This is a genomic window from Niveispirillum sp. KHB5.9 (assembly GCF_048066115.1).
GTDB lineage: Bacteria > Pseudomonadota > Alphaproteobacteria > Azospirillales > Azospirillaceae > Niveispirillum.
Window position 1 is genome coordinate 225,500 of record NZ_JBLTYX010000001.1, and the last position, 26,579, is coordinate 252,078.

A 26,579-nucleotide genomic window follows, 5' to 3' on the forward strand; every position below is an offset into this window, starting at 1 on the left:
TTAAGGGTGGATGGCATGAGCGATTTCACGCAGGCGCGGCAGGCGGCTTCCCCGACCCAGGCGGCGGGTGGCGACCACCAGCAGGGCGCCACCCGGCCGGCGGCCGCGCCCGTGGCGCAGATGGCCCGCGACCTGCAACGCGGTGAGCGGCAGGAAGTGTTGCAGGCGGTGAAGGGACGGCTGAACGGGGCGGTGGCGCAGCGGCGGGGCGCCGGTGCCATGGGGCTTCCCCCGGCATTGAAGACCGGGATCGAAAGCCTGTCGGGCCTGGCGATGGACGATGTGCGTGTGCACCGCAATTCACCGGAGCCGGCGCAACTCCAGGCCCATGCGTTCGCCCGCGGGACCGATATCCATCTGGCGCCGGGCCAGGAACAGCACTTGCCGCACGAGGCCTGGCATGTTGTCCAGCAGAAGCAGGGCCGTGTGCGGGCCACGACACAGATGAAAAGCGGCACCCCGGTCAATGACGACCCGGCCCTGGAGCATGAGGCGGACAGAATGGGGGCCGCCGCCCTGCGGGTACCGGCTGCGGGAAGCGTGGTGCAGGCGATAGCACATCCGGCCGCGGCGGGCATCGTCCAGCGCGTGGTCCTGTCGCGTGTGTTGCCTTTGATCGGTGGCGGAGTCCGGATCGAATATTACTCGACGCTTGATCCTGAGAAGGAAGAGTTTCCCACTGAAGCGGAAGCCCAGGCGCGTGATGATGAATTGCGGGTAGCAATAAGAGAGCCCGCACACGATAGAAGATATCCGACAGGATTTACGTATAGGCACCACAAGTCGAAGTCAGAAAACATCATTTCAGATGCAAAGCAGGGTCCCCACAGTTTTTCACACGCCGGCGTGGCGAACAGGGTCAACAATGCATTCCAGGCACCGGGTTTCGATCAAGATGCCTTGAGGGCATTGCGGGATGAGCAAATCCCAACGCAGGAACAAATCAATCCACTGTATGAACGCTACGGCGGTGATAGTAAGAAGCCACAGGAGCACGCGGACAACAGGCGTGTCCTGCGCGCTCAAACAGATTATGACATACTCTATAGAAGATTAAATAATATAATAGAGGGAAATGTCATATCGAGAAACAGGGAAGATTTCGAGCTTACGATGCGTTTAATGGAGATGCACCCATTTTCAGCTTTTGGCGCAAAGAACACAGATCCATCAAACAGGTCTTTGAATGGTAAAGGAGAAAGGGCAGATGTCCCTTTGAGAGAAAGTTTCGATTCAAAAACTCCAAATACATTTAAGAAAGATCCAGGATTCGGGGTATTTGTGAATACACGAATGCTGTTGGACCGCTACATGAAAGTTGTGCCGCCGAAGATCACGCACGCTCCGTCTGTCGATATTGGCAGCGATCTCGACGTGCCGGAGGTGTTCGGCAAGAAACGGAAGTTTGAAAGCAAACCGGAGCAGAAAGAAGTATCCGCCAGCCTGGGTATGGGGGATGTCGAGGCGGGGGATGCGGTCACGGTCGATGGCAGGACCTACAGGCCGAACACGCGTGGAATCAGCGATGGGGGCGAGTGCTTCTGGGACAGCCTCACCCGATGGGGAATCTCGCAAGAAGACCAGAGGCTGGCGGCGGAAGCCACGGGCGTGACCTATAATGACTGGATCGATGTAACCGACCTCCAGGCCTTCATCGACAACCTGAACACACGTCTCGAAATCCCCGTGACATTGCATGTCGTTTTCTTCAATCACGCGGACCTGTCCCAGCCGGACGGAGAGCAGGATTATGGCTCCGGCGGCCGGATGATCTACATGGCGATGTTCTTTCTAGGTGACCGGGGCCATTTCGTTCCGCCGAGCTGATCACCAGCGCACATGCACGGGTTCCTTCATCCAGGGGTGGTAGAGGATGGAGAAGCCCCAGGGGATGCGGTCCACCAGGACGTCCAGCGTCTTGCGCTGCACCGTCAGCACCACGCCCTCCGGCCGCCATTCAAGCTTGCCGGGCCGTTGCAGGAACGTCTCGCGCAGGGCGGCGATGTCGCTGCCCTGCAGGATGGTCCATTGCGCCAGCATGGCGGACAACAACCCTTCACCCAGCACGATGTCTGCCGGATCGGGGCTCACCGCCGCGGCCACCGGGTCGGCCGGATGCAGGCCGCAGAGCAGCTTGTTCAGCACCAGGGCGGGTTCCGGCCGGTCCCAGCGGGCGTCCACCAGATATTGCAGCAGGTGCACGGCGCGCGAGACATGGTCTTGATGCAGCTGCCGCGGCTTGCCGTCGGCGGGCGGCGCCAGCACCTGTGCCCGTTCGAACAGCATGGGCAGGAAGGGACCGGCCAGCACGAGGCCGGCATTCTCCACGATCAGGCTTTGCACATCTTGCTCCGCTGCGGCCGGCAGGGTCCGGCGGGGATTGCGGGCGGGCCGGGGCGGGGATGCGGGGGGCAGGGCGGCGGCCAGGGCGGGAATGCCCGCCGCCGCGGCAAGATGACGGGCCTGGGCCAGCAGGGCGGGCACGGCCGCAGGGGGAAGACCCGGCAGCGCGGTCAGCAGCCAGGCCGCGGCACCACGCAGATGCCGGCCGGCCGGGGGCGTGCGGGCAAGCCAGTCCAGAAGCCCGGCCCGCAGCCGCCCCGCTGCGAATGCGCCCGCTGCCGTCCCCACCGCCGGCAGCGCCCGGGTCAGCAGGTCCACCAGCAGGGCCAGATCGGTCGCCAGGGGTGCGGCCAGCCGGTTCAGCTGCGCCTGCCAGCGGGAAGCCGGTATTCCGTCCAGCCGGCGGAACCGCCCGGTGCCCGATGGTTCCCCCTCGCGCTCATCGGTTCCCGCCCCGCCGGGGGCCACGGCGCGGCCGGGTGGTGACGGCGGCGGTCCCTGCTCCGCCGCCAGTTCCACGATCAGGCCGGGCAGCGTATCCGCCTGGAAGGGTTGCCGGCCCGTCCGGGTCACGGCCGCCGCGAGGGCCAGCAGCACGGTGCGGTATTCCACGCCCTCGCTCTCGGCCAGGCCCTCCAGCAGGGTGCGCAGCCAGCTGCGGCGGTTGAAATGGCCGCCGGGATCGCGCAACAGATGGGCCAGAGTCAGCGTCCGCGCCAGACGGCCGAAACGGTCCGCCGGCAGGGGAAGTGGTGTCTCCCGCTCCTGCAGGCCGGTCAGCGCCTCGACATAGCCGACCACCCTTTCTCCCCCCTCCGGTTCCAGCCGGCGCACCAGGAAGGCGAAGTCGGTCCTGGTCAGCCGATGGACCAGGGCGGCAAGGTGCGTCCGCTGGCGGCCGGCGCGGTGCAGGTCGCGCCAGAGCGCCTCGGCCGGCGGTTCGGCCGCCTGCCCGACCTTCTCCGTCCCCGGTCCATCGTCGGATGCCGGCGCGGTTTCCGGGGCCTCTCCGGCCAGCAGTTCGCCGATCAGGCCGGGCAGGGCGGGGGGCAGTGCGCCGCGGCCGGCCATGCGGGCGACGGCCCGGCGCAGCAGGTCCAGCAGCAATCGCCAATCCAACTTCTCGCTGTCGGCAAGGCCCCGCAGCAGCCGGCGCACGAAACTGCGGCGGTTGAAACGGGAGCCATGGTCGCGGGCCAGATCCGCCAGGGTCAGCAGCCGCAACAGCCGCACAAAGCCTTCCTCCGACATGTCCAGCACCGCCTCTTCACGCTGGATGTGCGCGAGGTCGCCCAGGAAGGTCAGGATGGGCCCGGCATGCGCGGGTTCCAGCCGGTGCAGCAGCCGGCTGAAACGGTCGGCGGGAAGGCGCGCGGTGAATTGCGCCAGCAACGCCGGATCGCGCGCCGCGCGCCGCAGCAGCAGGGGCAGCACCGTCTCCTCCGCCGTCGGTCCGGGCGGCAGGGGCGGCAGCCCGTCGGCGCCGACCAGCCCGGCGACGTCCGGTCCCGCCTCCTCTCCCAGCAGGTCGCGCAGCACGGCCGGCAGGGAGGAGCCGAGGGGGCGTTGCCGCGCCAGCCGGGTGACGGCCCGGCCCAGCAGCAGCAGCAATGCACCATAATCCAGATGCTCGGCCTCGGCGAAACGCGACAGCAGGCTGCGCAGATAGCTGCGGCGGTTGAACTGGGACCCCGCCTCCTCGACCAGATATTCCAGGGTCAGCAGCCAGAGCAGCCGCTCCACCGCCTGTTCCGGCCTGGACAGGAGCGGTTCCTCCCGGTGGAGCAGGACCAGGTCGAGCAGCCAGGCCCTGATGATGGCCGCGTCGCCGGGCGCCAGCAGGGCCAGGACGCGGCCCAGGCCCGCGATCCCGAGCTGCAGCACCAGCCGTTCCAGCACGCGGGGTTGGCGGCCGCGCCGCAGGAGCAGGGCGACGACGGCCCGCGGCGCCGTGTCGGCGAGCGCGGCGAAAAGCGCTGGCGGCGGCCGGTCCTGCGGCCCGCCCAACGGCAGCATCCCCGTCACCAGCCATCGATCCAGCTGTTCCAGAAGGGCCTCCTGGGGGGACAGGCGGCGGGACGGGGCCGCTGCCCCGCCGGCGGCATGCCGGGCCAGGGTGTCGGCCAGGGCCCGTTCCAATGCCGCCGGCACCTCCTCCTCCAGCCGGTCGGGGTTGAACCGGCCAAGATCGAGGTCGAGGCGGTCGATGACCAGGTGCCCCGCCCCCTCCGCGACCCGGTCCATCACCCGTTCCAGCACCGGTGGCAGCAATTGCTGCACCATCCGTTCGATCCGGGACCGCAGTGTGAAGGCCAGATCGGAGTCCGGCAGGTCGATACCGATGGAAAGCCTGCCGACATGATGGGGGGGCGGCGTCATTCCCCGTCCCTGTCCCCGTCCCTCTCCGGCCGCCGGCCGGCGGCGGGATCTTCCAGGAAACGCTGCAGCCGCGCGCTGGTGACCGCCCGGCGCCGGCCCCCGTGGCGCAGGCCGTGCCGCCATTCCCGATAAAGCCGGCGGAAGCGCCCCATGGCCGCATGCGCCAGGAAATGGCACTGCACCTCGATATGCGTCGGCGTATTGGCGCGGATGATCCGTTCCGCCTCCGCCCGCCAGCCGGGGTTGGCGAGCTGGCGCGCGTCGGCCCGCATGATGGCGGCGATCCTGAACGTATAGTCGTCGGCCGGCCGGTCCGTCAGTTCGCGGGCATAACGCAGCAGCACATATTCCACGATATAGAGCTTCTCGGCCTGATAGACGCCGGTACAGAGCCAGCGCCGCGCGGCGGCCAGCGCCGGACCGGGACCGGAATATTCGCCCAGGTGCCACCAGGTCCCGTCATCACCCCGGCAGACCAGCAGCACGCCGCCGCTTTGCGGATGCAGCCCCACCCGGTAGCGCGACGGATCGCCCAGTGCCGGCAGCAGGGATGGCGGCAAGGGCGGCAAGCCCGGCTCGGTGAAGCCGTCGGCATCCTCCAGCGACCCGGCCTCCGTCAATACCGTCTCCAGGGTGATGAAACGCTCCGCCACCAGGGCTGCCATCTTTTCATCCAGCCGGGCCGGCGGCTGGCGGTCGATCCGCGGGGCGCCGGCGGCACCGGACGACCCGGTGTCGATGCCGGCATCCAGCAGGTCCAACTGGATGCCGGCCCTGATCTCCATCCCCGATCCGCGATGGCCGCGCCAATCGATGCCGCGGCCCCTGTCGGCCGTGGCCCCCACCAGGCGGCGCAGCAGCCGGCGGCGGCCGCTGACCAGCCAGGGGGACGGCTCGCGCAAGGGCGACGCCCCGCAGGCACCGTTTCCCGCCGGATCCAGGGTCTCCCCATAGACGGACAGCAGGAAGGCCAGGATGTCCGCCTGTCTGCGCCGGACGGGATCGCCCGCCCGCACCAGCACCGCCATCCCTTCGTCATAGCCGGCACGCAGGATGGGAGCCGCATCGGGTACGATCGTGCGCAACGACCGCCAGACATAGGTCCGGTCGCCCCCGGTGTTCAGGGAATAGAGATCGCGCAGGAAAGCCAGCTGGGCGAAATAATCGGCCATCATCTGGTCGAAGACCATCAGATAGCCCTTCAGCTGGCGGATCTGCGCCTCGCGGGTGGTGCCGATCCCGGTGGGCGGACCCTCCTCGCCGATACCATAGACGGAGGGGAACTGGTTCTGCACGGATCCATAGGCGGCCAGCGCGCGTGGCTGGGCAGGCGGCGGGCCGAAATGGCGCCTGTATTCGGCCGGCAGGTCGAAGGTGCGGCCATGTGCCCGCCGCAGCCGCGCCAGCCGCCTTTGCACCTCCCGCTCATCGATGGTGCAGGGCAGGCCGCGCTGCCACAGGCGCAACGGCCAGCCGCCGCCGACGGTGCCGGTGACCAGGGCGGGCAGCGTGTCGGGCGGCAGCGTGATAGTATCATCGACCCCGGCGGGCGATGCCGTTTCCGGGATGCGGACCGCCAGTTCCTGCACCAGTTCCACCCCGGGCACGCGTTCCATGACGCGCAGCAGGTCCACGACCCGCACGCTTTCCGGCCGTGGCCCCAGGGCCGCGTCATCGATGAAGCCGCGCAGCATGCGGGGCCCTTCCAGGATGTCGGCGGTGGTTCGGCCCGCCGCCAGTTCCTGCCAGAGGCTGCGCCGGGCCGGGGTCGGCGCCAGGTTCTGTTCCAGGGCGAACAGCAGGCCGGCCATCACATCCTCCGGATCGGCGCAATCGGTGAGGGTGACGCGCGCACCCACCGTGGACCGCAACGGCAGCAGCAGCCGCAGGTCGCCGATATCCTCGCCCAACGCGCGATGGGCGGCATAGACATCCTCCACGCGGGCGGCGGTGCGGATGAACCGGGAATGGTCGGGGCAGGCGCAATCATCCTCCGGCACCAGCCAGAGGCGGACGGCATACAGCCCGCCGACCACGATCCCCGCCGCATCCGGTGCGCGGAAGTCGATCGGGTCCACCCAGACATTGCCCAGGCCGCGCACGCGATCCAGCAGGATGCGGCGCAGATCGGCGGGCGTCACGGGATTGACCGGCATGACCACCGGCGCCCGGTACAGGGCCTGGCGGCGACAATCCACCTGATGCTCGCCGGGTCGCGCCAGCAGGGTGGAGACCGGGAACCGGGCCCGGTAGGACAGCTCCGTCAACGCGAAGCAGAGCTGTTCGATGATCGTGACGCCGGGGTCGGAGAAATTGTAGTTGGTCCAGACGCGCCCAGACAGGCGCTGGGTGAGCCTGACCATCTCCGCGCGCAGCGCCATATAGTCCGTGCCGGTATCCGCGGGCGCTTCGGGCAGGGTCGCCGGCGTCTGCGTCATGGCGCGGCTTCCATGCCCTGGAGGGCATCCAGGACGCCGCTGACATCGTGCCGGAAGGCGGAGGTGAAGTAACCGAACGCCGCCGCCGGGTCCCCGTCATAGGCAAGGCCCAGCCTGTCCAGGCCGAGGACATAGGGGCGGCCCAGGATGAATTCCGCCACCGCCCCTTCCAGCCAATAGCGGGCCGGCCGCCGGCCCAGGTCGGGGGACGGCCAGGGCGACAGGAATGTCGTGAGTTCCTTGGCCAGCCTGTCGGCCAGGGCGGCGGCCGCATCGACGGCCCGGAAGAAGACGGTCGCCGTCACCGTCACGCGCACCCAGGGCGGGTTGCCGGCGCGCAGCCGGATGAAGGCGCTGCTGCGGGCGGCCAGGAAGGTCTCGACCCGCTGCCGCAGGTCCGCGTCCACCGTCGGGATCGCCGGATCGTCGGTGGAGGTGCCGGTCGGCCCGGCAACCAGATAGATGAGCACATCGCCCGCGGGCACCGCCGCGCTGTCGGATGGGCCGCGCGCGGCGACCTGCCACAGGCCGGGGAATTCGGCCAGGGCCAGCCGGGCCCAGTCCGGGTCGCGGATGGCCCGGCCCTTGTGGTTGAGCCGTTCCGGCATCCATGCCTGGAAGGCCTGGCCGCTGGCGACCGACCGGCCGGCCTGGGACGGCACCGGCTGTTCCGCCGCGTCGATGTCGGGCAGATCGGCCGGCAGCGTGACGATGGTGCCGGCCGGCAGCGGCGTGTCCAGCCGGGCGGCACCGCCGGGCCCGACCCAGACCGCCTGCACCGCGTTCGTCCGGATGGAGGACAGGGTGGGGTAGCGTTCGGCGTCCTGCTGAACGGAGGCGCGCAGCCACAGCTCCCCCGTGGCCGGTGCGTCAAGTTGCAGGATCACGAGCCCGGTTCGGCTCAGGCCGCTTGTGGTGTCCACCTTCACGCCGTCGGGACTGTCCAGCGTCCGCCAGGTCCCGTCCGCCAGCCGCCGCGCCCAGGTTACCGCCGGCGGCAGGGTGGCGAGGTCGACCGTTCCGCCATCCAGCACGAACAGCAGCGACAGCGCCATCCGCCCCGTCACGGGCAGGCCGTTGAGGCCCAGGAACAGGCTGCCCTGCTGGTCCACCGTCTGGGTCAACGGCACCGTGCCGCCGTCCGGCCAGTCGACCGTTGCCAGGCCGCCGAAGGGCAGCAGGTGGTAATAGGTCAGCGGCGGCGCATCCGCCACGGCGGGAAGGACGGCGTCGGCATGGTATTCGGCCGACGGCGCCATGGCCGTGGGCAGCCAGGGCGGGTTGGGCCAGAAGCTGGGGGGGGCGGCCTTCTCGCACTCCGCGATGCAGCGGTTCAGCCGGCGGTCGCGGCTGTCCGCCAGCAGCCGGCGCTGGTCCTTCAACGTGGCGGCCAGCTGCGGCCGGCCCGAGGCGCCCTGTGCCTTGGCATCCTCCACCGCCTTCGTGACGGCGGCGGCGGCCTGCATCAGCAGGGCGGCCCGGTCCAGATCGTCCGACCCGTCGCCGGCGGCCTGCTCCCGGACCGAAGCCAGCCAGCCGTCGAGGGCGGCGCAGAACCGCCCCGGCCCGCCATCGTCCCTGCGCAGACGCTGCCACAGCCGGCCCAGGGCGGAGGTGCCGCCCGATGCAGGGTTGAGGTTCCGCTTCAGGCTGCCGCGCAGGGTGATGGCGGCCTCGGGATGCAGCTTGTCCAGGAATTCGTTCACCGCCGTCAGGGCCACCCGCGACAGTTCCGACAGCACATGGTCCAGGGCATCGGACAGGGCCTCGGCACTGCCCGTATCCACCCGCTCCAGCACCTGCAGCACCCCCGCCGCGCGCACCAGCTCGCTCCAGGGCGCGCAGCGGCGGGCGCAATCCGCCGCGCAGGCCGAATCCCGGGGCAGCAGGCGCTGGGCTGCGGCAACGACGGCCTGGGGATAGAGCGTGTCGCCGAAGGCGTAGGACGGGGCCGTCAGGGTGATGCGCAGGCTGGCATCCGCCGCCGTCCATCCCTTTGCCGGCGTGGTGGTGGTGAAACCGAACCCGCCGAAGGTGGTGACCGGGTCCACGGGGCAGTCGGGGGCGGGCGGTTCCTGGGACGGATCGGTGTCCGCACCGGATGCACCGTCGCCGGGGTCATCGCCGGTGGTCGCCGATCCGCTGTCATTGGTGGCGAAGAGATAGCGGCCCACGCCATTGTCCAGCGTCCACCAGCCGGTATTCTCCGCACTGATGTCCGCTGTGAAGGAGGCATTGTCGAACAGGCTGCCCGGCTCCACCGACTTGCCGTTCTGGTTGACCGTGTAGCCCTGGTACCAGCCCTTGAAGCCGGTGCTGGTCTGCGGCAGGGCGTACCATGGCAGGCTCAGGCTCAGGCTGGTCAGCCGCTTGCCGAAAATCTCGCTGTCCGACAGGCCGAGCCAGGAACCCAGGACCGGTGGCGCGCCGAACACGGGGAAGGAGCCGTCGCCGCTGACCGGGCCGATGGAGGTGGACAGGCTGAAATCCTGCAGGCCGCACACTTCCACCGCCACCGACAGCCCGGTCAGCAGCAGCGAGGACAGCAGGGGCGATGCCGCCTGTCCGGGTAGCAGCCGGGCGGCGACGGCCGGCTGGCCGCCCAGCGTGCCGGCCAGGCCCGCCAGCCCCTCCGGCATGGTGGCGTCGTCCGCCTGGCTGGGATCGATGGCGACAAGGGGCGTCGCGTCGGCATCCAGATGCAAGGTGATGGTCACCGACGCCGTGTCGGCCGCATCGACGGCCAGGTCGGGGGGCGTGACCGCCAGCCAGCCGGTCGCCACCGTGCGGAAGAAGGCGAACGACCGGCGGATCGTGTCCGCGATGTCGGCGGCGGTGACGGACGGATCGTCGGGCGGGACGAAGGCCAGGGTCACCGTCGTGGTACGGCTGCCGCCCCGCAACAGCAGCACCGGCCCCGCCAGGCAGAAGCCGAGACTGGCGGGCCGGCTGGTCAATCCCCCATTCGTGCCGGACCGCGCCGTGCCGAACAGCGGGATGGGTGCGGCCAGCGCGCCCTGATCAAGGGTGGCCTCGCCGCAGGTGACCGTGCCCGCATCCAGGAGGGCGGCAGGGGACGCGGCCCGCAGCAGGGTGCGGATCCCGGTCAGTTGCGCGGCCAGGACATCCAGGGACTGGCGTGTGCTGAATTCCACCGCCAGCCCGTCATCATCCTTTCCGGCACCGATCAGCGTGCCGGCCGGAACCGACGTGCGGACGATCCCCTGCCGCGGCGTGAAGCAGATGATCGCCTCTCCCGCGGCACCCTGCCGTGTCAGCTGGTGCAGCACCTCGTCATGGTAGAAATCGACGAGACGCGCGGGAAAGGTGTTCAGCGTATCCTGCGCGTGCCGGAAGGTCCGGGCGAAGGCCGTCCACAACGCGGCCTGGGGCGCATGGTCGTCCGCCTGGAGGGCCGCGGCCAGGGCGGGTGCTGCCTCGTCCAGCAGGCGGGTGCCGGTCTCGGTCATGGCCTCCAGCAGGGTTTCCAGCGCCCCGGCCGTCTCCTCGCGCTCCGCCGCCGCACCCAGTCCCAAGTCACGGGCCAGCCGGGTCCATGACGCGGGCCCGTCCTCCCGGCCGCCCACGGCTTCCAGCAACCGCAGGCGGGGACCCATCTCCGCCTCGATCACGGTGCGGACGCGGTCGGCCAGCGGCGTCCGGGGCGTGGCCAGGCTGCGATAGGCATCGGCAAGCGTCCGCGCCAGGCGCCGGGCCAGCGGGATCAGGTCCAGCAAGGGCCTGTCATCGCCCGCCCGCCGGTGCCGGACCAGCGCCAGATGCGGGCGCAGTTCCCGTTCCAGCGCCGCCGCACCCAGCGTGGCCAGCATGGCCATGGAGATGCCGGGATCGTCGGTGAAGAAGGGCACCCAGTCCCCACGGACCCGGTTGTCCAGATCGAAATAGTTCAACAGCGCGCCGTAATGGCCGGCAAAGCCGATCAGGCTTTCCGTGCTGCGCCCGTCGGCGGGTGCCGTGGCCGGCTTCGGGGCTTGCGCCAGCCGGTCGGCCTGCGTCATCGCGCCGTTGAGGGTGAAGGTCGGGTCCGTGGCCGAAAGGATGCTCATCACCTTCCCCTCATGGCGATGGCGGGGACAGGGTGGCCTCCAGGAGGTAGAACGGATAGACGAAGTTGCTGCGCACATTGGTCTGGCGCACCAGGAACTCGACCACGATCTCCAGCAGGCCGGCGGTGGCATCCACCTGCCGCACCTCGACCGCCTGGGTGGCGATGCGCGGTTCCCAATCCAGGATGGCCTGTTCCACCAGCGCGCGGATCTGGTTGGCCAGCGTCGTGCTCAAGGCCCGGAACACCTTCTCGTCCAGCTGGCTGCCATAGGTGGGCAGCATCAGCCGCTCCCCCAGGGCGGTTCCCATCAGCACGGTCAGGCACTGGCGGATATTCTCCAGATCGCGGCTGATCACGACGCTGCGTGCCAGCAGGTCGAAGGTGGGGGGAAAGGTCCAGCCCTTGCCCAGGAAGTCCGCGTCGTCTGTATAGCTCACGGCCGGCTATCCCCCGATCTGCACGGTGGGGAAACCCATGGTGATTGTGCCGCCATGGGCGGTGGTGTCGCCCATGCGGGCCGCGGGCATGCCCATGATCATGACGGTGGCCGATCCCTTGACGATCACGTCCGGCTGGCCCACGCAGACGGCCATGTCGCCCAGCTTGGCGGCGGGCATGCCGCCGATCAGCACCGTCGGCGCGCCGGGCCCGGTGACGGGGCCGCCGACATGCGGCGTCGGCGGGACGGTGGGGTTCATCATGGGGCAGGTGTGCATGTCGGTCACGCGCGCGGCGGGGGGCATGGTCCGTCCTTCCAGGCTCAGTTGATCTTCACCAGGGCACCCTGGATGGTCAGGATGCCGCCGGCCTTGAGTTCGGCCTGGGCCGCCCCCTCGGCGGCGAATTTGGCCGATGCCTTGTGCTCGATATTCACCCCCGACACATCGACATTGGTGCCGGCCTTCAAGGACAGCGCGGTGCCGGCCGACAGCTGCATCTCCGTTCCGGCCTTCAGGACCAGCTTCTTGGCGCTGTCGATGGTGACACTGTCGGCGGCCATGGTCATCTGATTGCCGTTCATGTCCTTTACGGTCACCTTCTTGGCCTGATCGTCCAGAAGCACCGACTGCCCGCCCGGCGTGCTGATCTCCACCGCCTTGCGCTCCTCGTAGAAATCCAGGCGCAGCTTGGAGCGTGTCACCACGCATTTCTGGTCGTTCTTGTCCTCGGGCGTCACGGGCGGCGGATTCTTCTTGCTCCACAGGCTGCCCAGGATCACGGGATAGCGCGGGTCGTTGTTCATGAAGGCCAGCACCACCTCCTCCCCCACCTCCGGATAGAATTCCCCGCCGATGCCGGAGAAGGCATAGAAGCTGGCCAGCCGCGCCCAGACCATTCCCTTGGTCCCGGCCTGCAGCAGGGGCATCTCCACCTGCACCCGGAACTCGCCATCGGGATCGCCCGCCACGGCCTTGACGATGCCGGTCTGGAGATGGGGGATGGCAGGCAGCTGGCCGGCAGCCGCCGGGGCGTCGATATCCGGGGCCGTCTGGCTGAACCAGCTGGCGGGAAGGCCCAGTTCGACCTCCGTCTGCCAGAAGCCGTCGCGCATGGTCTGGCGCACGGCGGAGACATAATAGTTCCCGTTGTAGCGTCCGCCGACGCCGGCCAGGGTCACCATGCTGCCGGGCTTGGCCAGGGTGCTGCCCTGGAAGACGGCGCGGCCGCGGATCTTGGCCAGCTTGTTCTTGAGAAGATCGGCGGATGACCAGGCGGTCAGCGCCGTCTTGTCGATCTCTCCCGCGGATTGCTGCACATAGGCGCTGACATTGAACACCTTCGCCAGTTCGGCGGAGGAGATGTTGCCGGGTTCCTGCACCGATGCCGATGCCGTGCCCGAATTGGCCAGCGCCTGCGTGGCCGGATCCCAGGCCACGCTCTTGATCGCGGCGGCGGCGAACTGCGTGGCGGCGTCCATGTCCGCCTGGAAGCGCAGAAGCGACTGGCCGTAGGTCAGGGTCAGCACGGGGGCGGCCGCGCTGTCGGGGGCCGACACCGTGACCGTATCACCCTCGGCCAGAACCACCATCCCGTTCACCTGCGCCCGCATCACGGCGAAATCCCAGTCGGTGCAGTCATATTGCACCAGCGTGGTCTTGCCGCCGCCCGTTCCCTCCACCTTCGGCGTCAGGCCGGACTGGCGGATGGCGGCGGCGATGGCGTCGCTGTCCGTCATCTGGGCATAGACGGCGTTGTGGCGGGCCAGCGTCATGACCATGGCCTTGCCCGACGCCTCCACCACCAGCCGTGCGGGGCCGCTTTCCGAGATATCGATCCCCTGGCGGTAGATGACGCCGGTGAAGGCCGTCGCATCCACATCATCATATCCCAGATTGACCGTCAGGGCGACGCCGGGGATCAGGGCGGTGGAATCGGCGATGGGGAAATCCTCCGCCGCGGGGCTGCCATCGAACAGCACCAGCCGTGCCTTGGGTATCTTGTTCACGCCCGCCGACAGTTCCACGCTTTCCACCTGCCAGGCCGTGTCGATGGCCTTGCCGTTGGACAGGATGGTGAAGCTGGCCCGTGCACCGGCCGTGGTGGTGGGCGATGGGGCGGTCATGGGGCACTCTTGGGCAGGGGCGGGAAGCTCAGGCGTGTTCCTGGCACAAGCTGCTTGAAACCGTCCAGGTTGTTGAAGGCCGCGACGCGCAGATAATAGAGGCTGCTGCCATATATGTCCTTGCAAAGGGTGGGAAGGCTGTCCCCGGCCGTGACGGTCACCACATGCGTCATGTCCGGCGAGGCCTTCTGCGCCTGCTTGGCCAGTGTCTGCTCGCTGTTGAAACCCAGGAAACCCAGCGACATGCGTGCCCGGATGGGGGTGCCATCGGGACGGAACAGCGTATAGGAGAGATCCATGGACTGGAGACGGCAACGGAACTGGAGCTGCGCCCAGGACAGGATCACGTAGTTGGGGCTGTGGATCTTGCCGTTGAAGGACAGGACCAGGGCCTTGAAATCTTCGATCTGGCCATAGACGCCGTCGGGCGGTGCCGCCGACTTGCCGGCGATGGGGCTGGGCACCACGCCGGTGGCGTCGAACATCAGCTCGAAGGTGACGCTGTCCGGCCCGACCTTGTTGAAGTCGGGCGAGGGGCCGTTGCTGCCCTGCGCCTGGCGGTCATTATAGAGGATGCCGTACTTGTAGCCGTAGCTGGTCGGATTGATCCACACCGTGTAGGGCGATCCCACCTGCGTGGTGAAATTCGCGTCGGAATAGGCGGTGACCACCATCTTCTCAAGGCCGGCCATGTCACCGCTCCCTTTCAGTCCGCAAGGCGGCCAGGACCCGCGCGACGCAGCGTTCGACGATCTCGTCCATCGCCGCCTGGTCGGTTCCGGCCCGGCCCGGCCCATCGCCGGCCGCGGGGCCGGCCGCGGCGGGGGTCGCCTCGCCCACGGCCATGCGGATCGCGATCTCGTTGATCACCAGCGGCATGTCTTCCCCCTGCTCAGGACCGGGATGCCCCGCCCCCGGCGGGAAGGCTGCGGGTCATGGTCGCGTAGGAGAATTCCATGGTCTCCGTCAGGATCTCGTTCTTCTGCGCGTCCAGGGGGCCGGCTTCCCACCGCACGGGCCAGGCCCGGTCGATATTCCACACCACCAGCGGCTGATGGTCGGGCCCCAGCAGGGTGATCACCAGCGTATTGGTCTCGATGCCGGCCGCGAAGGTCGATCCCACCGTGCCCGCCGTCCATTCCGCCAGATAGGAGGATGAGACGACGTAGCCCCGTTTCAGCACCAGGTTGCTGAAGCGGGTGGTCTTCGGCAGCTGGTGCATGTAGCGGTTCTCGCCGCCCTCCTGGTAGGGCTCGACCTCGATGCGCGCATCCAGGCCGGAAACCTCCTGGAAGCTGGCATCGGCGGCACTCTGCGCCGCCGCCTTGTCGCTGCCCACCGAGACGGCGAAGCTGAAACAGGGCGGCGGGTAGTAGACGGATGTGGAGACCATGGATATCAGCTCGTGGCGATGACCAGTGTTTCGTAGGCCACTTCCACGCTTTCCACGGCCACCTCGTTGCCTTCGGATTTCAGGTCGGTGCCCGTGACCTTGGTCGGCCAGGCATTGTTCAGCGTCCAGGTCATCTTGGGCGCCCCGGTCTGATCCAGCAGGCTGATGACCACCGTCTGGCGGGCGATGGTGTTCATCTTGATCTGGTTGAACCAGTCCCACATGGCATTGTCATTGGCAAAAATGCCCTTGCGCATGGTGACATTGCTGACCTTGCCCAGGCCCGGCATCTTGATGGGATAGAAGATCGGGCTGTCACCGTGCCGGTATTCGATGGGCCGGGCTTCGGAATCCAGCCCCGTCACTTCCTGGAAGCTCACCGACGCGTCGCCGATCTTCACGGAGAAGTAGAATTTCGGCAAAGGCCATATTGCGTTCTGTGCGGAACCATCATCTGCCATGGCAATCTCCTGCTCTCATTTGCGGATGGGGGATAACTCAGCTGGACTGCATCGACTGCTTGAAGGTCAGCTCGATGAATTCGGCCGGGCGGACCATCTGGAGGGTGACCGCAACGATCATGTAGCCGTCGAGCACATCGTTGCTGGTCATGGTGGAGCCGAGGCCGCATTGAACCGTGAAGGCATCGGAGGCCTTGTCCCCGACCAGCCCGCCCTGGGACCACAGGCCGGTCAGGAAGTTGGAGATCATGCTGGTTACCGTTGCCCAGGTCTGCCCCGTGTTGGGCGCGAAGACGAAGGGCTCGATGGCGTTCTTGATGGACTGCTCGATATAGTTGAGGGTGCGGCGAACCTGGATGTAGCGCCAGTCCTGGCTGTTGCCGTCCAGGGTGCGCGCGCCCCAGACCACGGTGCCGCGGCCCTGGAATTTGCGCATGATGCAGATGGACCGGCCGTTCAGGGGGACGTTGTAATCCTCCTGGTCCTTGTCGGTCAGCAGCACCTTGGGCGCCACAACGGAGGCCGGCACATAATTGGCGGGCGCGTTCCACACGCCGCGCTGGTCGTCGTTGCGCGTCCAGATGCCCGCCATGATGCCGCTGGGCGGCGCCACGTTGAGCTTACCCACCAGGATGTCCAGCGTCTGGCTCATCAGGGGCAGGGCGTTGATCAGGTAGTTGTTGAGGCTCAGGATGTCGTTGGCGGTCTGGTCGGTGGGCTTGGTCCCGGCGGCGGGATAGGCCTTCTCGACCGCGGCCTTCACCTCGTCGAGCTTGGAGCCGGCATAGGTGTCCGTGGCCTGCTGCGTCAGCAGGGTGTTCATCAGCACGATGCTGGGGAAGGAGCCGCTGTTGTCGGCGCCGTAGAGGTTGGTGTAGTCCACGTCGCTGCGCAGCAGGATGGAGATTTCCAGGGCCGGCGCATAGGCCGCGCCGTAGCTGAGACCGGCGGTCGTGACGGCGCTTTCCACCTTGTTGAGGGCGTCGTTCAGCAGGGCTTGGGCTTCTTCCAGGCCGGCGCTGGTCCAGGTGGTCGGGTCGACGGCGCCCGGAAGGTCGATGATGGCCACGCGGTCCTGGTTCTGTGCCGACTGCGCGACCATGCCGGTGATGACGTCGTCATAACCCGTCGCCGTCGCCGCCGCTCCGCTCACGCCCGCCTTGTAGAGCAGGCAGGCGTCCGGCACGACCACCATGGTCGGGTTGATGACGTTGGCAGCCACATCCAGCCCCTTGACCAGCAAGGTGGAATCGATGCTCGTCGCGGTCTTGTCCGTCGGCGGCACGACATCCTGGCTGCCCCAGTAGTTCGATACCGACACCACATAGGCCGTGCCGCCGCCATTGGCATAGAAAAGCCGGACGGCGGTGTAGAGATTGAAGCGCGGGATGCTGCCATCAGCGCTGGCGTGGGCTGTGATCGCGTAGAGGCCGATGGTGTTCGCCGCCTTGACCGCCTGGAAATCATAATCCGGCGTGTCGTTGGCGGTCTCGTCCTTCTTGACCTCCACGACGTCATAGACCGTGTCGTACCCGACGCCGAAATAGCTTTCGAAATCGGCCAGGGAGTTGATCTCGATGGCCCGCATGTAGACCTGGTTCTTCGCGGCCGGATCCTTGGCCGTCTGCGTATAGCCGATGAAGATCGGTATCGCCGTCTCCACCCCCACGATGGAGGTGGAGAAGGCGGCCAGTTCGGTCACATACACACCGGGTGTCTTACGGTTCAGGTAGGATGTCGCCATTGAGGGGCTCCTTCAGGATGCCGGGTGGGACGGATCGTTCGCGGGTCAGACATAGACGTACATTTGCGACAGGCATTGCCCGTCCGGACCGCCGGGCCAGACGGGAGAGGCCGGGGCGGTCGGCAGGACATCCACCTGGACGTCCTGCTGTACGCCATCGGCCAGGATGCGGGTCCCGGACAGCCGGAACCGTTCCGGCGGGATGCGGCGCAGCGGCAGGGGGGCCTGGGCATCGAAGCGGATGGCCGGCTGTCCGGTGGGCAGCAGGTCCGGCTGCGGCGGCGCGAAATCGGCGCCGTCGCCGGTGATGGCCAGATGCTTGAACCCGCCGTTGCCGGCATTCACCACGAAATACTGCCAGATCGTCGATCGCGTCTGGAACGGCAGCAGATAGGTCAGGTCGCCCGTGGGCTCCGTTTCCGACCCGTCGGGCCAGATCGACAGCGGGTATATGCCGGGCATCCCGGGCAGGGGCGGGGTGAAGAGCATGTCGACCAGGCCCAGCGGCTGGGGACTGGCCAGCGAATAGACGACCTGCGGCGGGATGGCAGGGACCTCTCCCGTCGCCGTCTGGACCGAGATGTCGTAGCGATCGCAGGCGAGCGTGTCGAAACCGACGACAACCCGCCCATTGTCCGCCACGGACACATCCCGGGTCAGCACCACGGCGCCGGACAGGTCGCGGATCAGCACGCGTTCACCGTTTGCCGGCACGGTGACCGTAAGGGAACCCGTGACGACGGGGACGAAGTCGTCCGTCTGCACATGCGTGCCGGGACAGAGACGGGCGACGGTGCCTTGCGCCGCCGTTTCCACCCCATGTGCGTCGCTGTTGCACAGGAAGAAGTTGGCGTTGAAGGGGCTGGTGTCGATCGGCATCTGCGTGAGGCCGACGAAATCCTTGTTCGCCATCGCCATCTGGAAGCGCAGCCGGGCCCAGCATCCCGCCCCCTCACCGTCTTCGACGATCTGGGACCGCAGCCAGCTGATCATGCCCTGCAATCGCTGCGGGCTGTAGAACAGGGTGAAGCCGTCCGGGCGGGATTTGAACACCAAACCCAGGTCGCGGATCAGGTCGAGGGTTTCCGGGGTCGGCCGCGTGCTCAGGTCCGGGCAGCGCCCGTCGGCGGAATCATAATAGCCGTGCCGGACCCGGACGTCGAAAAGCACACCATAGATGGCGCCCCGCCCCGTGCCGGGGCGGCTGGTGCGATAGTCGAAGCGGCTGGTCTGCGCCGGCGGGGTGCGGGTCATGCCATGCGCCCCTGTTCGGCAATGCCCCCGCCGCGGGCCGGGGGCACGATCGCCTGCATGGCCGTGGCGGCGAACCGGATCAACCGCAGCTTGTAGAAGACGGCCGGAAAATACCGTCCGCCGAACAGCCCCATGACATGGTTCAGTTCCGAACTGTTCAGGCTGGCCAGTTCCAGGCTGACCTTTTCGATGGACGGGTCCAGGTCCGGCGCGGTGGCGTGGTTCACCGTCGGGTTCTGCTGGAAGTAGCTGATCACCTGCGACAGGACACCAAGCCCGGCGGTATAGGCGGCGCCACCGAAATTGGCCATGCACATCAGGTGGATGTTGATATAGAGCGGCGGTGCCGCCTGGTAGTAGCTGCCGCTTCCCCCCGCGCCCGGCTGGGCGGCGGCCTGGGTGCTGATGGTGGTTTCACGCGTCAGGTTGTAGACGCACATGACCACCCGGTCCCGCGCCGCCTCGTTGACGGAGCCGTCGGTGTTGAGGGGGGCCGAAAGGGTTAGCCATGGGTCGTGCCGGCTGTTCGCATTCTGCAGATAGGTTTCCGCGCCCCGTGCCACAAGTTCCAGGACATTGCGGATGGCATCCATCTTCATGCTCCAACGGATGCCTATCACGGACGGTGATCATGACGACGGCAGCGGCATCTGAACGACCCTTACAGGTTATCCTTAGTAATATGCCTTGTGTCAAGCAAGTGCTGGCTGGCGGATAAAAATCTATCGCAATAGTCGTATATACAGGAATATCAATGTGATAGCGGGAACAACATATTGGAGTGTTCTGGTTAAGGTAGCGGCACGGCAGATTGCACGGCCATGATCGCCCACTGGGTCGCTACCCACGGTCGCGCCCCTCATCTGTCGTGGCGGTGGACAATCGGGAGATGTGGACCCTATCGCGATCCCGGGCGCGGCGCGACCGGTTCGGCTTGCGGATGGGTCAAAAGAAGATGTCATCCATATCGGCCGCCGCTTCTTCCCCGCCGCTGCGGCGCAGCGTGTCGGGGGCGTGCCGGTCGAACACCACGCGTTCCCGTTCCATCGTGTAACTGCGCAGCATGCGGGTGGCCAGTTCCTCGTCCCGCGGCCGCAGGGTCGGGACCGCACCGACATCCGCCGGCACCAGGGAGGTCAGCCGCGCGGCTTCCCGGCGCAGCAGGCTGCCGGCCCGTTCCCGGATGTCGGTGCCGGCCGCTGTCTGCTGCAGAAGATCGGCAACGATGCGCCCGTCATGACCGAGCTGGGCGAAGGCATCGTCCAGGATGCGGCCGGCGGCCGAGAGATGGGCCATGGACCTGCCCATGCTGTCGGTGATGGTGGCGATATCGGTCGCCTGATGTGCGCGGGCATCGCCCGACAGGTCGGTGGCCGCGGCGGCGACCTGATCGATATCGCCCATCACCTCTGCGGCCTGTGCCGCGATCTCGTTGGCATAGAGGCGCAGTTCCTGAGCGATGATGGCCAGGGGCCGGCCCACGGTGCCCAGCCGGTTGCATTTCAGCGTCGTGTTCAGGCCCATGATGCGGATATCCGTCTCCAGCGACCGGATGGTGCGCATGTGCTGGACAAGCCGGGTCGCTGCATCGGACACGATGGCGGCCACGCGGTCGCCATCCTCCCGGGCCGCACGGAAGCCGGCGAACAGGCTGTCCACCAGCGCCACCTCCGCCTCCAGCGCGCCGACGAAGCTTCCCCGCCCCGTGCCGGCGGCACCGAAGGCGCCTTCGCCTTGGCGCAGGATGTCGCCAGCCTCTCCGGCCAGTTCCAGCAGTGACCGTTTGATCCGTTCCACCTCCCGGTCCAGTTCATCGGCCGTGTCGTCCAGTTGGTCGGCCTGCAGGCGCCAGCAGAAGGCCAGGAAGGCGGCGTCATCATCCGCGGCCGATGGGGGAGCCAGGTCCAGGGCCAGACCGACATGTTCGATGCGCTGGCGGGTGATGTCGCTGATCTGCAGGGCCATGACGATATCGCTGACCCGCTGTCCGATGCGCTGCGTGCCCTGGCCCACGCCGACCGCCAGGGCCGCATTCCGGTTGCCGTGGGCGGCGACGGCCTCGACGCTGGCGCGCAGCCGCCGGGGAATGGTTTCCACGGCATCGGCCTGGCGTGCCTCCAGTTCCACCTGGCTGGTCACCGCCTGGCGGAGATTCTGATTCATTTCCGTAAGTTCGGTGCCGAACCGTTCAAGGCTCCGTTCCGCCAGCGCCAGGGTACGGTTGATCTCGGCGGCGAAGCTGATGAAATCCACGCCCGTTTCACCGCCGATATGGGCGGCGGCGATCTTGGCATTGACGGCCAGCGTGCCCACCCCCTTCACCGCCCGTTCCATATTGGCGATCCGCGTGCCGATGGCACCGGTCAGGCCCAGCAGGCGGGTGAAGGCGGCCATGTCTCCGCCCCGCGCCGGGGCCAGCGCCGCCACGCCCTCGGCCACCTGTGCCAGATCACGCGTGGCCAGATGCAGGGTCTGGCCCTGCATCTCCCCCGACAGCCGCTCGAACGTGCCGGTCAAACGGGTCAGGGTTTCCACTGCCCTTTCCAGCCGTCCGCCGATATCGAGGAAGTGTTTTTCGACCTCCATGGCGGCGGCCCCGATCGTGCCGGTGATCGCGCTGACCCCTTCATCGAACTGCATAACGACCCTTCCGACGGTCTTCATCCGGCCGACTATCCTTATGAACATATTCGTTTCATATCATATCGATATAAAACTCTCTTCGGGCTTTCTACTTTCCGAAGGCTGAAAGGCGTTGTCCGCCTTGGGGAAACCTACGAAAACACCTTCGTTCCAGGCCCCCATTTCGACAGATGATCGTTTACGATTCGTAAACGAGTCCATGATACCTAGCCAAAAGTGCGGTTTTCGGACAGACTTACGGAGTATTGCATTTTACATATTATTGAAAATACCGACGATTAGTCTGCATACGATGTTATTCAGTGCTGTTCATTGCCGATTTTACATACACGTCTTAGGAGGTGTGGGGATGAATAGTCAGGAAGACTCTACGGCCGAAAGGTTGATTCTTGGAAATTCCTGTACCGTCCGGACGGCGGAGGACATGCATGCCCTCCTGACCCGGGCGGTTGCCGATCATTCTGTACTGGAAATCGACTGCAGCGCCGTGGAGGAGGCAGACCTCAGCTTTGTCCAGTTACTGCTAGCCGCGCGAGAAAGTGCGCGGCGGGCCGGACACACGCTGCGGCTGGCGCAATCCGCCACCGGCGCCCTGCATGACACGCTGCACCGGGGCGGTTTCCTGACCGCCACCAATACCGATCTGGCCTTCTGGCTGCCCAATTGAGGATGTGACATGAGCAAGACCGTTCTTAGCGTCGATGACAGCGCCAGCGTGCGCCAGATGGTGAAGCTCACGCTGGGCGGGGCCGGCTACAACGTCGTCCAGGCCGGCGATGGGGCGGAGGGGCTGGTCAAGGCCCAGGAGGCACCGGTCGATCTGGTGGTCACCGACCTGAACATGCCGGTGATGAACGGGCTGGATCTCATCCGCGCGCTGCGCAAGCTGCCCGCCTACAAGGGCGTGCCGATCCTGTTCCTGACCACGGAATCCGATGCGGCCATGAAGGCCGAAGCGAAGGCCGCGGGTGCCACCGGCTGGATCACCAAGCCGTTCCAGCAGGAGCAGCTGTTGACCGTCGTGCGCAAGGTCATCGGCGCATGAACACGGCCCCATCCGACATCTTCCGCCAGGAGGCGCAGGAACTGCTGGAGGTGCTGGAGCAGACCCTGCTGGACCTGGAGCATGCGCCCGGCGATGCCGGCCTGATCGACAGTGCCTTCCGGGCACTGCATACGATCAAGGGATCGGGCGCGATGTTCGGGTTCGATGCCGTGGCTGCCTTCACCCACCATGTCGAAACCGCCTTCGACCTGGTCCGCAAGGGCAAGGTGGCGCCCAACCGCGCCCTGATCGCCGTGACGCTGGCCGCCAAGGACCGTATGCGCCTGCTGATCGAACAGCCGGATCTGGTCGATGAGGGCGGCGACGCCATCCTGCGCGACCTGAAGGCCATTGTGGACGGGGCGTCCGGCCCGGCAGCAGTGCCGGTGCCGGCGGGGGCCGCCACCTGGCGGGTCCGTTTCCGTCTGGCGCGCGACGCCATGGCCATGGGCACCAATCCGCTGCTGCTGCTGGATGAGCTACGGGAACTGGGGCTGGCCACCATCGTGGCGCGGAGCGATGCGGTGCCGCCGCTGGATGAACTGGTCCCCACCGACTGCCATCTGGCCTGGGACGTGGTGCTGACCACGGACAAGCCCGTCTCCGCCATCGAGGATGTGTTCATGTTCGTCATCGACGACATGGAACTGTCCATCGAACCGGTGGAGGAGGGGAAGGACAAGCGCATCGGCGAAATCCTGGTCGAACGCGGCGATGTGGACCAGAAGATGATCGATGCCGCCCTGGCCGACCAGCTGCCGCTGGGCAGCCTGCTGGTGAAGTCCGGATCGGTATCGCCGGAACGCCTCAGTGCCGCCCTGGCCGAACAGCAGCATGTACGGGCCGAGGCGCAGCAGAAGGCCAAAACCGTCGACAGCATCCGCGTGCCGGCCGAACGGCTGGACGAGCTGATGGACCGCGTCGGCGAACTGGTCATCGCCCAGTCGCGCCTGGCCCAGGTGGCCGCCGCCAGTGGCGACCCACAGGTCAAGGCCGTGGCGGAGGAACTGGAGCGTCTGGCCCATGAGCTGCGGGAAAAGACCATGGGCATCCGCACGGTGCCCATCAGCTCGCTGTTCGGCCGTTTCCGCCGCCTGATCCACGATCTGGCGCATGAACTGGGCAAGGAGATCGAGCTGGTGACGGTGGGGGAGGAGACCGAACTGGACAAGACCGTCATCGAACGGCTGAACGACCCGCTGATCCACCTGATCCGCAATGCCATCGATCATGGGCTGGAAGGCCCCGACGGCCGCCGTGCCGCCGGCAAGCCGGCTGCCGGCCGCATCACCCTGTCGGCCCGCCATGCGGGGGCGGAGGTGCTGGTCTCCATCACCGACGATGGCAAGGGCCTGGACAAGGCCCGCATCCAGGCGCGGGCGGAGGAAAACGGGATCATCCCCCGCGATGCCCGCCTGTCGGAAGCGGACCTGTTCCAGCTGATCTTCCAGCCCGGCTTTTCAACGGCAAAGACCGTGACCAGCCTGTCCGGTCGCGGGGTTGGCATGGATGTGGTCAAGCGTACGATCGAGGGGCTGCGCGGCAAGATCGACATCGCCAGCACGCATGGCACCGGCACCGAACTGACCCTGCGCCTGCCGCTGACCCTGGCCATCATCGACGGCTTGCTGGTCCGGGTGGGCAAGGGCCGCTACATCCTGCCGCTGTCGGCGGTGGAGGAATGCGTGGAGCTGACGGCGGAGGAGGATGCCCGTTCGCGCGGCCGCAGCTTCCTCAATATAAGGGGCGAGCTGGTGCCGTTCCTGCGCCTGCGTGAGCTGTTCAATGCCACCACGCCGGCCGACCGGTACCAGAAGGTGGTCATCGTTTCCTTCGGCGATCTGCGGGTCGGTCTGGTCGTGGATCAGGTGATCGGCAACCACCAGACGGTGATCAAGTCACTGTCCAAGCTGCATGCCGGTATCGAGACCTTCTCGGGTGCCACGATCCTGGGCGATGGCGGCGTGGCCCTGATCCTGGACATCGCCCATCTCGTCAAGCTCGGCCAGTCGAATGAAGACCGGCTGAAGGCGGCGGGCTGAGGGGCAGGGGAGAGACAGATGGCCCAATGGAACGGCAACCGCCCGCTGATCGTCCTGACCTTCGAACTGGAAGGCGAGGTCTTCGCGCTGGAAGCCACGCATGTGCGTGAGATCCTGGATCCCGGCCCGGTGACGGAGGTGCCCAACAGCGCCCCGCATGTCGGCGGCCTGATCAATGTCCGCGGCAAGGTCGTGCCGCTGGCCGATATCCGCCTGAAATTCGGCATGTCGCAGCGTCCGGCCACCATCGATACGCGCTTCGTCGTCATCGAGGCCATGGTCGATGGCGATCCCGTCATCGTCGCCATCCTGGCCGACAAGGTGCACGAGATCGCCGAGATGGCCGCCGCCTCGCTGGAGGAAACGCCGCGCATCGGCATGCGCTGGCGCCCCGATTACATCACCTGCGTGGGCAAGCGCGGGCCCGACTTCATCATCGTCCTGGATATCGGCCGCATCCTGTCGGCCGACAGCCAGCCCCGTCTCACCGCCGCCTAGGAGCAGCCCCAATGCGTATGACCATCAAGCTGAAGCTGGGACTGACCTTCGCGGTCATCATCCTGCTGTCCACCATCACCGCCGGCATGGGTATTTCCGGCCTGGCTTCCCTGAACGGTTCCTTGCAGAAGCTGGTGGACGGTCCCGCCCAGCGGCTGCAACTGGCCGAGGAGCTGTTCATCGATGTTCTTCAGGTCATCCGCGCCCAGAAGAACATGATCCTGGCCGCCACGCCGGATCAGGTCGAGCATTTCGACCGCATCATCGTGCAGAACCGTCAGAAGCTGAACGAGGGAATGGAGAAGGCCCTGTCGCTGGCCAGTGCCGAGGGGCGGCCGAAATGGGAGGCGTTCCGCGCCACCTGGAACCAGTTCGCCGCCATCGATGACCGGATGCGCGACCTGATTAAGCGCGGTGACAAGGACAAGGCGCAGGAACTGGCCCTGGGCCAGGGGCTACAATTGGTGACGGAGGCGGAGCGCCAGATCGGCGATCTGGTCGACCTGTCCAATGCCCAGATGCATCAGGCCCGCACCGACGCCATGGATGATTACGAGAATGCCCGCACCCTGCTGATGGCGGCCATCATCGCCTCGCTGGTCATCGCGGTCGGGGCCGGTGCCTGGATTTCCATCGGCATCAGCCGGGGCCTGAACCAGGCCGGCGGGCTGGCCCAGGCCGTGGCCTCGGGCGACCTGTCGCGCACCATCGACAATGCCCCGTCGGACGAGGTCGGTGACCTGATCGGCCATATCAACGCCATGGTGGCCAAGCTGCGCGAGGTGGTGGGGGAGGCGCTGGGCGCGTCGGAGAATGTGTCGTCGGGCAGCCAGGAACTGTCGGCCACGGCCGAGGAACTGTCGCAGGGCGCCACGGAACAGGCGTCGGCCGCCGAACAGGCCTCGGCGTCGATGGAGGAGATGGCGGCCAACATCAAGCAGAATGCCGACAATGCCGGCCAGACGGAGAAGATCGCCCAGCAATCGGCCATCGATGCCCAAGCCAGCGGTCAGGCCGTGGCCCGTGCGGTGTCGGCCATGCAGACCATCGCCGAAAAGATCATGATCGTGCAGGAGATCGCGCGTCAGACCGACCTTCTGGCCCTGAACGCCGCGGTGGAGGCGGCACGGGCCGGGGAGCATGGCCGTGGCTTCGCCGTGGTGGCGTCGGAAGTGCGCAAGCTGGCCGAACGCAGCCAGACGGCGGCGGCGGAGATCGGCACCATGTCGTCCCAGACCGTGCGCGCGGCACAGGAGGCCGGCGACATGCTGACCCGTCTGGTGCCGGACATCCGCAAGGTGGCCGAACTGGTGGCGGAGATCAGTGCCGCCTGCCGGGAGCAGGATATCGGCGGGGAACAGATCAACCAGGCGATCCAGCAGCTGGACAAGGTCACCCAGCAGAATGCCAGCGCGTCGGAAGAGATGTCGGCGACGTCGGAGGAACTGGCCGCCCAGTCCGACCAGCTGCAAAGCTCCATCGCCTATTTCCGCTTCGACCATGGCGGTCGCACCGCCGCGCCGATGCGCCGTCCTGTGGCCGCCCCGGCCAAGCGTCCCGCCCCGGCGGCAAAGCCGGCGTCGGCGAAGCTGCTGAAGCCGTCGGCGGGTCTGCGCAATGGCCATCTGCGTAACGCCGCCGCCGCCGGCTTTGCCCTCGACATGGGCAAGGGCGATGCGCATGACGCCGAATTCGAACGTTATTGAG

General features: G+C 67.1%; 20 protein-coding genes. 6 read left to right on the top strand and 14 right to left on the bottom strand.

Going from position 1 to position 26,579, the window contains the following annotated elements:
• Positions 1 to 15: 15 nt before the first annotated feature.
• Positions 16 to 1,827, top strand: a complete 1,812-nt coding sequence (locus tag ACM9HJ_RS01010) for a DUF4157 domain-containing protein (RefSeq protein WP_416569804.1) — start codon at positions 16 to 18, stop codon at positions 1,825 to 1,827.
• Here ACM9HJ_RS01010 and ACM9HJ_RS01015 read toward each other — a convergent pair whose 3' ends face one another.
• From ACM9HJ_RS01015 to ACM9HJ_RS01080, 14 genes are all read right to left on the bottom strand, one after another.
• On the bottom strand, positions 1,828 to 4,722 hold the full coding sequence (locus ACM9HJ_RS01015) for a contractile injection system tape measure protein (protein WP_416569805.1): 2,895 nt from the start codon (positions 4,720 to 4,722) through the stop codon (positions 1,828 to 1,830). It abuts the gene before it with no gap.
• Positions 4,719 to 7,160: a hypothetical protein gene (locus ACM9HJ_RS01020; RefSeq protein WP_416569806.1), complete on the bottom strand. Its 2,442-nt coding sequence runs from the start codon at positions 7,158 to 7,160 to the stop codon at positions 4,719 to 4,721. Before ACM9HJ_RS01020 ends, ACM9HJ_RS01015 begins: the two co-directional genes overlap by 4 nt.
• A complete protein-coding gene (locus tag ACM9HJ_RS01025) occupies positions 7,157 to 11,227 on the bottom strand; it encodes a hypothetical protein (protein WP_416569807.1) in 4,071 nt (1,356 codons plus the stop codon). Before ACM9HJ_RS01025 ends, ACM9HJ_RS01020 begins: the two co-directional genes overlap by 4 nt.
• Positions 11,228 to 11,237: 10 nt before the next feature.
• Complete coding sequence (locus ACM9HJ_RS01030) at positions 11,238 to 11,666, bottom strand: GPW/gp25 family protein (protein WP_416569808.1); 429 nt, start codon at positions 11,664 to 11,666, stop codon at positions 11,238 to 11,240.
• A gap of 6 nt (positions 11,667 to 11,672) precedes the next feature.
• Entirely contained in the window at positions 11,673 to 11,972 is a 300-nt protein-coding gene (locus tag ACM9HJ_RS01035; RefSeq protein ID WP_416569809.1) for a PAAR domain-containing protein, read from the bottom strand.
• A gap of 17 nt (positions 11,973 to 11,989) precedes the next feature.
• Entirely contained in the window at positions 11,990 to 13,792 is a 1,803-nt protein-coding gene (gene vgrG, locus ACM9HJ_RS01040; protein WP_416569810.1) for a type VI secretion system tip protein VgrG, read from the bottom strand.
• Positions 13,789 to 14,484: a hypothetical protein gene (locus ACM9HJ_RS01045; RefSeq protein ID WP_416569811.1), complete on the bottom strand. Its 696-nt coding sequence runs from the start codon at positions 14,482 to 14,484 to the stop codon at positions 13,789 to 13,791. The genes vgrG and ACM9HJ_RS01045 overlap by 4 nt, the downstream gene beginning before the upstream one ends.
• Before the next feature lies 1 nt (position 14,485).
• Positions 14,486 to 14,671, bottom strand: a complete 186-nt coding sequence (locus ACM9HJ_RS01050) for a DUF5908 family protein (RefSeq protein ID WP_416569812.1) — start codon at positions 14,669 to 14,671, stop codon at positions 14,486 to 14,488.
• A 13-nt stretch (positions 14,672 to 14,684) separates the two neighbouring features.
• Positions 14,685 to 15,185: a phage tail protein gene (locus ACM9HJ_RS01055; RefSeq protein ID WP_416569813.1), complete on the bottom strand. Its 501-nt coding sequence runs from the start codon at positions 15,183 to 15,185 to the stop codon at positions 14,685 to 14,687.
• A 5-nt stretch (positions 15,186 to 15,190) separates the two neighbouring features.
• Complete coding sequence (locus tag ACM9HJ_RS01060; protein ID WP_416569814.1) at positions 15,191 to 15,646, bottom strand: phage tail protein; 456 nt, start codon at positions 15,644 to 15,646, stop codon at positions 15,191 to 15,193.
• Between the two features lie 37 nt (positions 15,647 to 15,683).
• Positions 15,684 to 17,390 carry a phage tail sheath family protein gene (locus ACM9HJ_RS01065; protein ID WP_416569815.1) on the bottom strand — a complete coding sequence of 569 codons (1,707 nt, stop codon included), beginning with the start codon at positions 17,388 to 17,390 and terminating at the stop codon, positions 15,684 to 15,686.
• Between the two features lie 45 nt (positions 17,391 to 17,435).
• Positions 17,436 to 18,644, bottom strand: a complete 1,209-nt coding sequence (locus ACM9HJ_RS01070) for a hypothetical protein (RefSeq protein ID WP_416569816.1) — start codon at positions 18,642 to 18,644, stop codon at positions 17,436 to 17,438.
• A complete protein-coding gene (locus ACM9HJ_RS01075) occupies positions 18,641 to 19,237 on the bottom strand; it encodes a DUF4255 domain-containing protein (RefSeq protein ID WP_416569817.1) in 597 nt (198 codons plus the stop codon). The genes ACM9HJ_RS01070 and ACM9HJ_RS01075 overlap by 4 nt, the downstream gene beginning before the upstream one ends.
• Positions 19,238 to 19,589: 352 nt before the next feature.
• Positions 19,590 to 21,284, bottom strand: coding sequence for a chemotaxis protein (locus ACM9HJ_RS01080; RefSeq protein WP_416569818.1), 1,695 nt, complete (start codon positions 21,282 to 21,284; stop codon positions 19,590 to 19,592).
• A 352-nt stretch (positions 21,285 to 21,636) separates the two neighbouring features.
• Between ACM9HJ_RS01080 and ACM9HJ_RS01085 the strand changes: the two genes are divergently transcribed.
• Genes ACM9HJ_RS01085 through ACM9HJ_RS01105 form a run of 5 tightly spaced genes read left to right on the top strand, consistent with a single transcriptional unit; the run spans position 21,637 to position 26,578 of the window.
• Entirely contained in the window at positions 21,637 to 21,954 is a 318-nt protein-coding gene (locus ACM9HJ_RS01085) for an STAS domain-containing protein (RefSeq protein WP_416569819.1), read from the top strand.
• Between the two features lie 9 nt (positions 21,955 to 21,963).
• Positions 21,964 to 22,332: a response regulator gene (locus tag ACM9HJ_RS01090; protein WP_416569820.1), complete on the top strand. Its 369-nt coding sequence runs from the start codon at positions 21,964 to 21,966 to the stop codon at positions 22,330 to 22,332.
• Positions 22,329 to 24,374, top strand: coding sequence for a chemotaxis protein CheW (locus ACM9HJ_RS01095; protein ID WP_416569821.1), 2,046 nt, complete (start codon positions 22,329 to 22,331; stop codon positions 24,372 to 24,374). The genes ACM9HJ_RS01090 and ACM9HJ_RS01095 overlap by 4 nt, the downstream gene beginning before the upstream one ends.
• Before the next feature lie 18 nt (positions 24,375 to 24,392).
• Positions 24,393 to 24,872, top strand: a complete 480-nt coding sequence (locus ACM9HJ_RS01100; protein WP_416569822.1) for a chemotaxis protein CheW — start codon at positions 24,393 to 24,395, stop codon at positions 24,870 to 24,872.
• 11 nt (positions 24,873 to 24,883) lie between these two features.
• Positions 24,884 to 26,578, top strand: a complete 1,695-nt coding sequence (locus ACM9HJ_RS01105) for a methyl-accepting chemotaxis protein (RefSeq protein WP_416569823.1) — start codon at positions 24,884 to 24,886, stop codon at positions 26,576 to 26,578.
• Position 26,579 lies beyond the last annotated feature (1 nt).

Bases quoted from the DNA above. Each gene is read 5' to 3' on its own strand.
- ACM9HJ_RS01010 (WP_416569804.1), top strand. From the start codon at position 16: ATGAGCGATTTCACGCAGGCGCGGCAGGCGGCTTCCCCGACCCAGGCG.
- ACM9HJ_RS01015 (WP_416569805.1), bottom strand. From the start codon at position 4,722: ATGACGCCGCCCCCCCATCATGTCGGCAGGCTTTCCATCGGTATCGAC.
- ACM9HJ_RS01020 (WP_416569806.1), bottom strand. From the start codon at position 7,160: ATGACGCAGACGCCGGCGACCCTGCCCGAAGCGCCCGCGGATACCGGC.
- ACM9HJ_RS01025 (WP_416569807.1), bottom strand. From the start codon at position 11,227: ATGAGCATCCTTTCGGCCACGGACCCGACCTTCACCCTCAACGGCGCG.
- ACM9HJ_RS01035 (WP_416569809.1), bottom strand. From the start codon at position 11,972: ATGCCCCCCGCCGCGCGCGTGACCGACATGCACACCTGCCCCATGATG.
- vgrG (WP_416569810.1), bottom strand. From the start codon at position 13,792: ATGACCGCCCCATCGCCCACCACCACGGCCGGTGCACGGGCCAGCTTC.
- ACM9HJ_RS01045 (WP_416569811.1), bottom strand. From the start codon at position 14,484: ATGGCCGGCCTTGAGAAGATGGTGGTCACCGCCTATTCCGACGCGAAT.
- ACM9HJ_RS01050 (WP_416569812.1), bottom strand. From the start codon at position 14,671: ATGCCGCTGGTGATCAACGAGATCGCGATCCGCATGGCCGTGGGCGAG.
- ACM9HJ_RS01055 (WP_416569813.1), bottom strand. From the start codon at position 15,185: ATGGTCTCCACATCCGTCTACTACCCGCCGCCCTGTTTCAGCTTCGCC.
- ACM9HJ_RS01060 (WP_416569814.1), bottom strand. From the start codon at position 15,646: ATGGCAGATGATGGTTCCGCACAGAACGCAATATGGCCTTTGCCGAAA.
- ACM9HJ_RS01065 (WP_416569815.1), bottom strand. From the start codon at position 17,390: ATGGCGACATCCTACCTGAACCGTAAGACACCCGGTGTGTATGTGACC.
- ACM9HJ_RS01070 (WP_416569816.1), bottom strand. From the start codon at position 18,644: ATGACCCGCACCCCGCCGGCGCAGACCAGCCGCTTCGACTATCGCACC.
- ACM9HJ_RS01075 (WP_416569817.1), bottom strand. From the start codon at position 19,237: ATGGATGCCATCCGCAATGTCCTGGAACTTGTGGCACGGGGCGCGGAA.
- ACM9HJ_RS01080 (WP_416569818.1), bottom strand. From the start codon at position 21,284: ATGCAGTTCGATGAAGGGGTCAGCGCGATCACCGGCACGATCGGGGCC.
- ACM9HJ_RS01085 (WP_416569819.1), top strand. From the start codon at position 21,637: ATGAATAGTCAGGAAGACTCTACGGCCGAAAGGTTGATTCTTGGAAAT.
- ACM9HJ_RS01090 (WP_416569820.1), top strand. From the start codon at position 21,964: ATGAGCAAGACCGTTCTTAGCGTCGATGACAGCGCCAGCGTGCGCCAG.
- ACM9HJ_RS01095 (WP_416569821.1), top strand. From the start codon at position 22,329: ATGAACACGGCCCCATCCGACATCTTCCGCCAGGAGGCGCAGGAACTG.
- ACM9HJ_RS01100 (WP_416569822.1), top strand. From the start codon at position 24,393: ATGGCCCAATGGAACGGCAACCGCCCGCTGATCGTCCTGACCTTCGAA.
- ACM9HJ_RS01105 (WP_416569823.1), top strand. From the start codon at position 24,884: ATGCGTATGACCATCAAGCTGAAGCTGGGACTGACCTTCGCGGTCATC.